We start from the raw sequence: 11,688 nt of genomic DNA, 5'->3' as shown, positions 1-11,688 counted from the left end.
AAAACTAAAGGAAAATGAACCAAAAAATAGATCCATAACTAACATAAACAATGAAAATAAGAAAAAAAAATATAAATTTTAGATTTAAAAAGTCAAAATTGAAATCTAAAAATGAAAAGAGCATTATGCAACGGTCTTTATGCTTGTGTTTTTTATTTCATCTAAAGAAAAAAACAATTCAAATCTATGATCAACCAATCTGAAATTCATTTGGTATTATATTTTATAAAACTGAAAGAAGCCTAACGTGATTCATTACCTGTTAGGCTTTTATTTTTTAATTATTTAAAATTAATTGCACAAACACTTGACAACCCCTATCTCGATATCGTATATTTGCCCACATTTTCTAAAACACACAAATGAAATTATCTGCATTTAACTATGAGTTACCTGATGACTTATTAGCTGAATACCCTGCTGAACACAGAGATGAATCTCGTCTAATGGTATTAAACAGAAAAGAACAAACAATAGAACACAAACGATTTAAAGACCTTATTGATTATTTTGATGATGGTGATTTAATGTTGTTGAATGATACAAAGGTTTTTCCTGCTCGTTTGTTTGGGAACAAAGAAAAAACAGGAGCAAGAATTGAAGTTTTCTTATTGAGAGAATTGAATGCTGAAAACAGACTTTGGGATGTTTTGGTAGACCCTGCTCGTAAAATAAGAATTGGAAACAAACTATTCTTCGGAGACGATGATAGTTTGGTTGCTGAAGTAATTGATAATACAACTTCTAGAGGACGTACTTTACGTTTCTTGTTTGATGGATCTTACGAAGAATTTAGAGAAAAACTAACTTCTTTAGGAGAAACACCAATTCCAAAATACATTAAAAGAGATGTAGAAAAAAGTGATGCAGAACGTTACCAAACTATCTATGCAAAAAATGAAGGTGCTGTTGCTGCTCCTACAGCTGGTTTGCACTTTTCTAAACATTTAATGACGCGTTTGAAAATTAAAGGTATTGATTTTCAGGCTTTAACTTTACATGTTGGACTAGGAACTTTTAGTCCTGTTGAAGTAGAAGATTTATCAAAACACAAAATGGATTCTGAAAAAATAATTATTTCTGAAGAATCTGCTATCAAGGTAAACGAAAAATTAAAGAGCAAACAAAGAATTTGTGCTGTAGGAACTACAGTGATGAGAACAATTGAGTCTTCTGTTTCTCCCACTGGAACACTAAATCCTTATAATGGCTGGACACATAAATTCATTTTCCCTCCTCATGACTTTAGCATTGCTAATTCTATGATTACAAACTTCCATACACCAAAGTCTACATTGATGATGATGACAGCAGCGTTTGCTGGGTATGATTTCTTGATGAAAGCTTATGATGAAGCTGTAAAAGAAGGATATAAATTTTATTCTTATGGTGATGCAATGTTAATCATCTAAGAAGTACACATATGTAAATGAAAATCTCGTATCTTAATAGATACGAGATTTTTTTCTAAATAAGAAGTATCTTTGCCTCAGAAATACTACAAGATTTACAGACTACATGACACTAAAAAAGAAAGACATTCGTGCTTTAACAAAAGAAGAACTAAGAGTGTTTTTCGTTGAAAGTGGTGATAAAGCTTTTAGAGGAAACCAAGTTTACGAATGGTTATGGTCAAAATCTGCCCATAAATTTGAAGACATGACAAATGTTTCTCTGGCAACACGTACTATGTTAAAAGAAAACTTTGTCATCAACCACATTCAGGTAGATGACATACAAAGAAGTAGTGATGGTACTGTAAAAAATGCAGTAAGACTACACGATGGATTGATTGTAGAATCTGTACTAATACCTACCGACACAAGAACTACTGCTTGTGTTTCTAGTCAAGTTGGCTGTAGTTTGGATTGCAAGTTTTGCGCAACAGCTCGCCTAAAACGTATGCGAAATTTAAATCCCGATGAAATTTACGATCAAGTCGCTGCGATTAACCAAGAAAGCTTACTGTATTTCGATCATAAGCTATCCAATATTGTATTTATGGGAATGGGTGAGCCATTGATGAACTACAAAAACGTCTTGGCTTCTATTGAAAAAATCACTTCTCCAGAAGGATTAGGAATGTCTCCTAAAAGGATTACCGTTTCCACATCAGGTGTTCCCAAAATGATAAAAAAATTAGCCGACGATGATGTAAAGTTTAACTTGGCAATCTCGTTACACTCCGCAATCGATGAGGTGAGAACACGAATCATGCCTTTTAATAAAATTTTCCCTTTAGCAGACTTAAAAGAAGCTTTAGAGTACTGGTACGAGAAAACTAATAGAGCTGTAACTTATGAATATATCGTTTGGGGCGGAATTAACGACAATAAGGAGGCTATACGAGCTTTGGTTAAATTTTGCAAACATATCCCCTCTAAAGTTAATATCATTGAATACAACCCCATTGACGATGGTGAGTTTCAACAAGCCAGCAAAAAATCTATCAGCGATTATGTAAGTATCCTTGAAATGAACGACATCGTTGTTAACGTAAGAAGAAGTAGAGGAAAAGACATTGACGCGGCTTGTGGTCAATTGGCAAATAAAAGTATAAAAGCGTAAAAATTAATATAGAATGTTCTATGTTTACATTTGTTAATTAAAACCTGTTAGAGAACACCTTTCATCCATGAAAGTAGTAGAGCAAATAAAATTCCCGATTTCAGCTGAAATGGAACTTTTTGAAGAAAAATTCAAAGAGTCTATGTTGTCCAAGATTCCATTACTGAACAGGATTACCTATTATATAATTAACAGAAAAGGAAAACAAATGCGACCGATGTTTGTTTTTTTAGTTGCAAAGATGGTTTCTGAAGGGAAGTTCACTGATAAAACGTATAGAGGAGCCTCTGTAATAGAATTAATTCACACTGCAACCTTAGTCCATGATGATGTTGTTGATGATAGCAATCGACGACGAGGGTTCTTTTCAATAAACGCTTTATGGAAAAATAAAATCGCAGTTCTTGTAGGTGATTATTTACTTTCAAAAGGTCTATTACTCTCAGTTGAGAACGATGACATTGATATTTTAAAATTGATTTCAATCGCAATTCGTGAAATGAGTGAAGGTGAACTATTGCAGATAGAAAAAGCACGTCGCCTTGACATTACTGAAGATGTTTATTTTGAAATTATTCGTCAAAAAACAGCTACATTAATCGCTTCTTGTTGTGCGATCGGTGCTACATCAGTTGGAGCAAACAAAGAAGAGGTTTCTAAAATGCATCATTTTGGTGAATTGATCGGAATTTCCTTTCAAATAAAAGACGACCTATTTGACTATACAGAAAGCAATATTGGAAAACCAACAGGAATTGATATCAAAGAACAAAAAATGACTCTGCCATTAATTCATACATTAAATACTTGCTCTAAAAAAGACAAAAAATGGTTGATAAACTCGGTAAAAAAACACAATAACGATAAAAAACGAGTAAAAGAGGTTATTGCTTTCGTAAAGGATAACGGAGGTATCGAATATACAATCAATAAAATGGAAATCTACAAGAATAAAGCACTCGAAATATTAAACGAATACCCTAAATCTCCTTATAAAACTTCTTTAATAACGATGATTGATTATGTAGTTAACCGAAAAAAATAATTGAATAACTTATTCTCCATCTATAGCTATTATTAACAGGTCTTGAATTGGTTGTTTACAAATTTTTAATTTCTTCATTTTTCTTCAATGCACAATCCCCTCTTGCCTCTTTAATATCAGATTTTCATCAAGTAAAACCAACTCTTCCATCAGTATTCTATTGTTAGATAGTCTAGGTATTTTATGCTGCCCTCCTAATTTATCCTTTGACTTTAACCATTCATAAAATAGATTTTTACTAGAAAAATTAATTACAGGAGCCACCAGGGTCATGTTCTTATATCGCTTTGCTTCATAATCGGAATTTACCGATTGCAAAAACTCATCTAGATATCTAGAAAACAATTCTTTTGAATCAGGCTCTTGTTTAAACTCGATCATCCACTGATGGGATCCTTTCTTTTTTCCTTCCATAAAAACAGGCGCAACTGTATAGTCCAAAATCTCTGCATCGCATTTTTTACAAGCTAATTCTAATGCTTTCTCCGTGTTTTCAATTATCAATTCTTCCCCAAAAACATTGATAAAGTGTTTCGTCCTTCCTGTTATCTGAAGCCTAAAAGGAAATAAATTTGTAAATTTAACCGTATCTCCAATCAAATACCTCCACAAACCAGAATTCGTCGTAATCACAATAGCGTAATTAACGCCCAATTTAACCTGTTCTAAAGGAATCGCTTTTGAATTCTCGCCGTCATAGTCAGTCATAGGAATAAATTCATAAAATATTCCATAATCCAACATCAGTAATAATTCATTTGAGTTATTCTGATCTTGAATCGCAAAAAAACCTTCAGAAGCATTATATGTTTCACAGTATCTAAATTCACTAGTCGGAATCAATTTTTTATATTGTTCCCTATATGGCGTAAAATTAACACCTCCATGAAAATATACACATAGATTAGGCCATACTTCTAAAATATTATTCTTTCCTGTAACTTCTAAAACCTTATTTAAAAAGACCAACATCCAAGAAGGCACACCTGCTAAACTAGTAATATCTTCATAAATTGTCTCTTGAACAATTGCATCCATTTTTTCCTCCCATTCACTCATCAAAGCTGTTTTCTGCTTTGGAACACTCGAAAAATCAGCCCAAAAAGGCATGTTTTCAATAATAATAGCTGAAAGGTCGCCAAAATAAGTGTTGTTATCTTCAGATACTGCGCTACTCCCTCCCAAACGTAAACTTTTACCAGAAAACAAATCTGTATCGGGGTTATTATTTAAAAACAAACATAACATATCCTTACCCGCATTCATATGACAATACTCAATAGCCTCGTCACTTACGGGAATAAACTTGCTCTTGGAATTGGTAGTTCCACTTGATTTTGCAAACCATTTTATTTGTGAAGGCCAAAAAATATTTTGTTTTCCTTTCCTAGTTCTTTCCAATAAACCTTCGATACTCTCATATTTTTTAATAGGTACAATTTGAGAAAACTCTTTATAATTATCGATAAACTTATAACCATATAACTTACCTATTTCTGTATCCTTAGCTGTTTTAAGAAGATTCAACAACAACTCATACTGAACTTCAGCTGGGTACTTTATAAACAAATCTAACTGGTGAATTCTCTTCTTTAAGAACCACGATATAATTGAATTAACAAATAAAAATTTCATAACAAATAAAGATAACTAAAAATTCTTTTCCTTTTCTGCTATTTCAAATAATATTTTTTATGCACCTAATAAAACTTAGGTATTTGACTTAATATATTTTTAATACTTAAAATACATATCATATCTTTATCAAGTTAAAATTAGTGTTTTTTTTAAAAAGCACAAACACAAATAATATTTTCACTTCAACACAACATTACGAATGAAATACCAAGGAGTTTTAAAAAAAATGATTGCCGAATATTCAGATACCATTGAATATTATTTAGAAATGGATAACGACTTCTTGAACCTAAATCAACTACTAGATAGAAAAATAGAAATTGAATTTGTGAATTATCAATGCCTCTGTTGTAACAAACAAAAAAAAACATTCCGCCAAGGATTTTGTTATGATTGTTTTTATAAACAACCATCTACAGGAGATTGGATTATGAAACCAGAGCTGAGCAAGGCTCATTTAGGTATTGAAGACCGGGATTTAGAATATGAAAAATCTGTTCAATTAAAGCCACATATTGTTTATTTAGCATTGTCCAGTGAAATAAAAGTGGGAGTGACAAGAAAAACACAAGTTCCAACAAGATGGATTGACCAAGGAGCAAGTAAAGCTTTAGCTATTTTAGAAGTTCCTAATAGATATTTAGCTGGAATAGCCGAAGTTGCACTAAAAAAACACGTAAGCGACAAAACAAGCTGGCAAAAAATGCTAAAAAACGATGTTTTTGATGCTGATTTAAAGATCAAAAAACAAGAACTTATAGACTATCTTCCTGAAGAAGTTAAGCCTTATATATTGGACGAACAAGAAGAGGTGTTAGATTTAAACTACCCTGTAAATAAATACCCTTTAAAAATTAAAAGTTTAAACATTATAAAGTCTCAAAATTTCGAAGGAATCTTAAAAGGTGTGAAGGGTCAATATTTAATATTTGAAGACGGCACGGTTTTTAACATCCGGAATAATGAAGGTTTGGTCGTTTCTTTGAATTTATAAATCAATCATGGAGAATTCAAATTTTCGTACACAATACAAGACGAAACCTCAAAGCAACCAAATTGACTACTCATCTAATCTGGTCTTATTTGGCTCTTGCTTCTCAGAAAACATCGATAAAAAGTTTGATTATTTTAAATTCAAAACTACAAGTAACCCCTATGGAATCTTGTTCAACCCTGCGGCTATTGAAAAGGCAATTTCAGAGTGTCTAGAAAAAAAAATCTATACAGAACAAGATTTAATTTTCTACAATGGACTTTGGCACAGTTTTAACCATCATTCCGATTTTTCAGGACTTTATAAAGATGAGGTATTAAACAATATCAACTCTACAATACAAAAAGGTTATAATCAGTTAAAATCAGCAAGTCATATTATCATCACACTTGGCACTGCTTGGGTCTATAAATTAATCGAGGAAAATAACATTGTAGCGAATTGTCATAAAATTCCACAAAAAAGATTTAACAAAATAATTCTGTCCGTTGATGAGATTGTCAAAATATTAGAGAATATTAAACGTCTTATAAAAAAAATAAATTCGCAAGCTATATTTATTTTTACGGTAAGCCCCGTAAGACATTTGAAAGATGGCATGATTGAAAACACACAAAGCAAATCACATCTATTAATTGCTATTCATCGTGTAATCTCACCTCAAACCTTCTACTTTCCATCCTATGAAATTATGCTGGATGACCTAAGAGATTATCGTTTTTACAAACAGGATATGATTCATCCTAATCAACTAGCTATGGATTATATTTGGACTCTTTTTAAAAACACATGGATATCACAAAATTCAGAATTTTTATTCACTGAAATAGACGCTATTCAAAAAGCTCTCCAGCACAAACCTTTTAACCCAGACTCCGAACAACATAAACTATTTGTATCAAAATTAAAAAGACGTATCTATAAATTAAAAAAAGACGCAAATATTAGATTTTAATAAAAAAAAGATCCTGTTTTTTACGTATATTTAACTTTAAAAGATAAAAAAACATCAGTATTGGTATTCTTGCAGGAGTCATTCTAGGTATTCTTATCAGTAGTTATTTTGTTCATGATTATACTTTTGAAAAAATAACGCTAAGCACCATAATTAAAGGTTTATTCTGTGGTGCGTACGCTACTCCTATCTTAAACCTTTTTAGGATGCCTATTTATTGGGGTTTTCATTTTTTACGTGAAATTTTCACTTACAAACCATCATTATGATCCTATAAATATGGGAACATTTACGGGTGCTATTATTGGTTTTCTATTTTACACAAAGGGAAAGCTAAGCTTATATAAAAAACCTAATTACAAGATGTAAAAAAGACCAAAGTTCTCCTTGATCTTTTTTATAAATGTTCCTTAATTACATATATTGATTTACATTTTCCCAAGGTCCACCATTGATAACATCAATACCGTGTTGTTTTAAAAAATCTGTAGCCTGACCACTTCTAGTACCACTTCTACAGACAATAACAATTTGTTTTCCAAAACCTTTAACCGTAGAAATATTACCAGGAATCCTATCCAATACAATATGCTCAGAACCTGAAATATGCCCCTCTCCGTATTCGGCATCGGTTCTCACATCTAAAACGATTGCACCATTTTTTAAATATTCTTGAATCTTTTCATTATCAAATTTTGCCATTTTTTTATCTTTAAAGTTGTATCCTAACAAAATTAGGAATAACTAGATAATAAACCATAATTTTATATTAAAAGAATTTTTCTTTTTCACAAAAAAATCACACTCAAACGAATTCGTTAATAATTACAGCTACTCAAACTTTATTGGCAAATCCTTTTTATCTTTGAATAATTAAATTTTCACAACATGAACAAGAAAGTAATCTTAATGATATTAGACGGTTGGGGAGTTACACAAGACCCAAAAGTCTCTGCTGTATTCAATGCCAAAACTTCTTATATAGATGGTCTGTATAACAAATTCCCGAATGCTACTTTACGTACAGACGGAGAGCATGTTGGTTTGCCAGAAGGACAAATGGGAAACTCAGAAGTTGGTCACATGAATCTAGGTGCTGGTAGAATTGTTTATCAAAACCTTGCTAGAATCAATAAAGCAGTTGAAGAAAAGACTTTAGGTAAAGAAAAAGTACTTTTAGATACTTTTAAATACGCAAAAGAGAACAATAAAGATGTACACTTATTAGGATTAGTTTCTAACGGTGGTATTCATGCTCATATCAACCATATAAAAGGAATTCTAGACGTGGCCAAAGAAAATAGCGTTGATAATGTTTATTTACATGCCTTTACTGATGGACGTGATTGTGATCCTAAATCTGGAACGTACTTTGTCAATGATATTCAAGAATACATGAAAGAAAGTACTGGAGAGTTAGCCTCTGTAACAGGTCGCTATTACGCAATGGACAGAGATAATCGTTGGGAGCGTGTTAAAGAAGCCTACGATGGTATTGTGAACGCTGTAGGAACAAAAACCACAGATGCTGTTGCTGCCATTAATACTAACTATGAAGCAGGTATAACAGATGAGTTTCACAAACCTATCATTGTAACCAATGAAGATGGCACTCCTAAAACAAAAATCAAAGATGGTGATGTTGTTTTATTCTTTAACTACCGCACAGATAGAGGTAGAGAATTAACTAATGCCTTATCACAAAACGACTTTCCTGATTACGGAATGAAAAAATTAGATTTATACTATACGACTATCACTTTATATGATCAAAGTTTTAAAGGTATCAACGTAATCTACAATAACGACAATATTAAAAACACACTTGGAGAGGTGTTATCTACAGCAGGGAAAAAACAAATTCGTATTGCGGAAACTGAAAAGTATCCACATGTAACATTTTTCTTCTCTGGAGGTCAAGAAGCTCCTTTTGAAGGTGAATCTCGCATCTTAAGAAATTCTCCAAAAGTAGCTACTTACGATTTACAACCTGAAATGAGTGCTCATGAACTAAAAGAAGCTTTATGTAAAGGCTTAGAAAAAGGTGAAGCCGACTTTGTTTGTTTAAATTTTGCTAATGGTGATATGGTTGGACATACTGGAATGATGGATGCTGCAATCAAAGCTTGTGAAACTGTTGACGAATGTGCTCAAGCAGTAATTGAAACAGGATTAGCTAACGGATATACTACTTTGCTTATTGCAGATCATGGAAATTGTGAAACTATGATGAATCCAGACGGAAGCCCTCATACAGCACATACAACAAATCCAGTTCCTATGATTTTAATTGACAATGAAATTAAATCAATTAAAGATGGCGTTTTAGGTGATGTTGCGCCAACTATTTTAGACTTAATGGGTATTGAGCAACCAGAAGAAATGACAAGACATTCTTTGGTCAACACCAAACTATAATACTCTAAAAGGTGATTTACTCGAAAGCAAATCACCTTTTTTATTTCTTGTCGTTTTTGTAAATTCACAACAATCAGAACAGTTCCATACTCATGTCAATTCACAAACACCAAATAATAGCCGTTGATTTCGATGGAACCATCGTAGAGGACCAATACCCTAAAATTGGGAAGGAGCAATTGTTTGCATTTGAAACGATAAAAAAACTACAGAATCAAGGTCATCGATTGATCTTATGGACGGTTAGAAATGATAAAAAATTAGATGAAGCCGTAGAATTTTGTAAAAAAAATGGACTTGAATTTTACGCCATAAACAAAAACTACCCTGAGGAAGTTTTAGACTCAAAAACAGCCCGAAAAATATATGCAGATATCTTTATTGACGATCGTAATGTTGGAGGGTTTATCGGTTGGGGAAAAGTACATCATTTATATTTTGAAAATAAAGCACCTAAAAAAGAAAAACCAAAAAGTTTTTTATCTTTCTTAAAAAGATAAGTAGTAAAGCTCGCTAGAAGAATTTTAAAAATTCCATTCTAAAACACTTTATTTAAAGTACCTTTGACCTAGAAAAACGGTGCTTTTATGATTACTATTAAAACTTTAGAAGAAATAGAATTAATGCGAAAAAGTGCATTAATTGTCTCTAAAACCCTCGGAATGTTAGCTGGCGAAGTAAAACCAGGTGTTAGCACTCTCTATCTAGACAAATTGGCTGAAGCATTTATTAGAGATCATGGAGCAGAACCTGGATTTTTAGGACTGTATGATTTTCCAAATACTCTTTGTATGAGTCCCAACGCTCAAATAGTACATGGAATACCAAACAAAGACCCTTTGATTGAAGGAGATATTATCTCAATTGATTGTGGCGCTATAAAAAATGGTTTTTATGGAGATCATGCTTATACTTTTGAAGTTGGAGAAATTGATCCCGAAACAAAAAAACTACTAGAAGCAACGAAACAAAGTTTATACGAAGGTGTTCGTCAATTTAAAGAAGGCAATAGAGTCGGTGATGTTGGATTTGCAATTCAAAAACACACAGAGGATCTAGGATATGGGGTTGTTAGAGAGCTCGTAGGTCATGGATTGGGAAGAAAAATGCATGAAGATCCTGAAATGCCTAACTACGGAAAAAGAGGAAGAGGTAAAAAATTCACTGAAGGAATGGTCGTTGCCATTGAACCTATGATTAATATGGGGACTAAAAACATCAACCAATTAAGTGATGGATGGACTATCTTAACTAAAGACGGCAAACCTTCTGCTCATTTTGAACACGATGTTGCTATTGTAAACGGAAAGCCTGAACTGCTTTCGACTTTCAAATATATTGATGCTGTTTTAGGAAATGAGACAACTATTGAAGATGAATTTAGAATCATTCCATTAGTCATCTAACTCCCGCTAAAAAAAATGTTCCTTTTTAAAATCGCTTTAAATACTATCCCCAGACCTTTACTAATTAAAATAAGCTACTGGGCACGGCCTTTCGTCAGTTTCTATTTAAAAGGGAATAATTATACGGATCCTATCGATGGAAAATCCTTTCGTAAATTCCTACCATACGGGTACGATATTCAACGTAAAAACGTGCTTGCTCCTGGAACTCTATCACTAGAAAGACACCGTTTATTATGGCTGTATTTACAATCAACTGATTTTTTCATAAACCCTAAGAAGGTATTACATGTTGCACCTGAACAATGTTTTTACAAACTTTTCAAAAAGCAAAAAAACCTTGATTATCTTACCACAGACCTATATTCTCCATTGGCAGATATAAAAGCAGATATTTGTAATTTACCCTTTAAAGACAACAGCTATGACGTGATCTTCTGCAATCATGTACTAGAGCATATCAAAAATGATAAAAAAGCAATGCAAGAACTCTACCGTATTTTAAAACCTGGTGGAATTGGTATTTTTCAAATTCCTCAAGAATTGGATAGAGATACTACTTACGAAGATTTATCAATTACGTCACCGGAGGAACGAAAAAAACATTTTGGACAATACGACCATGTACGGGTATATGGCAAAGATTATTTTGACAAATTAAAAA

11 protein-coding genes are annotated in these 11,688 nt (G+C 32.4%); 9 read left to right on the top strand and 2 right to left on the bottom strand.

The genetic code is table 11. The features are described 5' to 3' along the window. The first annotated feature begins 362 nt into the window (after nucleotides 1-362). The 3 genes from queA (at nucleotide 363) to V5787_RS10390 (ending at nucleotide 3,613) form a co-directional block, all read left to right on the top strand. Nucleotides 363-1,412, top strand: a complete 1,050-nt coding sequence (queA, locus tag V5787_RS10400; RefSeq protein ID WP_336893161.1) for a tRNA preQ1(34) S-adenosylmethionine ribosyltransferase-isomerase QueA — start codon at nucleotides 363-365, stop codon at nucleotides 1,410-1,412. Between the two features lie 106 nt (nucleotides 1,413-1,518). Beyond that, complete coding sequence (rlmN, locus tag V5787_RS10395; RefSeq protein ID WP_336893160.1) at nucleotides 1,519-2,568, top strand: 23S rRNA (adenine(2503)-C(2))-methyltransferase RlmN; 1,050 nt, start codon at nucleotides 1,519-1,521, stop codon at nucleotides 2,566-2,568. A gap of 67 nt (nucleotides 2,569-2,635) precedes the next feature. Beyond that, nucleotides 2,636-3,613 (top strand): polyprenyl synthetase family protein, encoded by a 978-nt coding sequence (locus V5787_RS10390; RefSeq protein ID WP_336893159.1) that lies wholly within the window; start codon nucleotides 2,636-2,638, stop codon nucleotides 3,611-3,613. A gap of 84 nt (nucleotides 3,614-3,697) precedes the next feature. On the opposite strand, the gene V5787_RS10385 is transcribed toward V5787_RS10390, so the two are convergent. Continuing rightward, complete coding sequence (locus V5787_RS10385; protein ID WP_336893158.1) at nucleotides 3,698-5,248, bottom strand: GH3 auxin-responsive promoter family protein; 1,551 nt, start codon at nucleotides 5,246-5,248, stop codon at nucleotides 3,698-3,700. 202 nt (nucleotides 5,249-5,450) lie between these two features. On the opposite strand from V5787_RS10385, the gene V5787_RS10380 reads away from it, so the two are divergent. Together V5787_RS10380 and V5787_RS10375 are read left to right on the top strand one after the other, a co-directional pair. Next, nucleotides 5,451-6,245 (top strand): DUF2797 domain-containing protein, encoded by a 795-nt coding sequence (locus tag V5787_RS10380; RefSeq protein ID WP_336893157.1) that lies wholly within the window; start codon nucleotides 5,451-5,453, stop codon nucleotides 6,243-6,245. Nucleotides 6,246-6,252: 7 nt separating this feature from the next. Beyond that, entirely contained in the window at nucleotides 6,253-7,200 is a 948-nt protein-coding gene (locus tag V5787_RS10375; RefSeq protein ID WP_336893156.1) for a GSCFA domain-containing protein, read from the top strand. Nucleotides 7,201-7,614: 414 nt separating this feature from the next. On the opposite strand, the gene V5787_RS10370 is transcribed toward V5787_RS10375, so the two are convergent. Further along, nucleotides 7,615-7,902 carry a rhodanese-like domain-containing protein gene (locus V5787_RS10370; protein ID WP_336893155.1) on the bottom strand — a complete coding sequence of 96 codons (288 nt, stop codon included), beginning with the start codon at nucleotides 7,900-7,902 and terminating at the stop codon, nucleotides 7,615-7,617. A 186-nt stretch (nucleotides 7,903-8,088) separates the two neighbouring features. On the opposite strand from V5787_RS10370, the gene gpmI reads away from it, so the two are divergent. The 4 genes from gpmI to V5787_RS10350 form a co-directional block, all read left to right on the top strand. Continuing rightward, nucleotides 8,089-9,618: a 2,3-bisphosphoglycerate-independent phosphoglycerate mutase gene (gene gpmI / locus V5787_RS10365; RefSeq protein WP_336893154.1), complete on the top strand. Its 1,530-nt coding sequence runs from the start codon at nucleotides 8,089-8,091 to the stop codon at nucleotides 9,616-9,618. A 92-nt stretch (nucleotides 9,619-9,710) separates the two neighbouring features. Beyond that, nucleotides 9,711-10,118 (top strand): HAD hydrolase family protein, encoded by a 408-nt coding sequence (locus tag V5787_RS10360; protein WP_336893153.1) that lies wholly within the window; start codon nucleotides 9,711-9,713, stop codon nucleotides 10,116-10,118. Between the two features lie 87 nt (nucleotides 10,119-10,205). Continuing rightward, nucleotides 10,206-11,024, top strand: coding sequence for a type I methionyl aminopeptidase (gene map, locus V5787_RS10355; RefSeq protein WP_336893152.1), 819 nt, complete (start codon nucleotides 10,206-10,208; stop codon nucleotides 11,022-11,024). Nucleotides 11,025-11,039: 15 nt separating this feature from the next. Then, nucleotides 11,040-11,688 (top strand): class I SAM-dependent methyltransferase (locus V5787_RS10350; RefSeq protein WP_336893151.1); only part of this gene is annotated, 649 nt, incomplete at its 3' end.

The sequence above is a fragment of the Flavicella sp. genome (assembly GCF_037132785.1).
Lineage (GTDB): Bacteria > Bacteroidota > Bacteroidia > Flavobacteriales > Flavobacteriaceae > Flavicella.
Note: the sequence above shows the minus strand (reverse complement) of the source record. Positions and strands in the feature narration are given on the sequence as shown.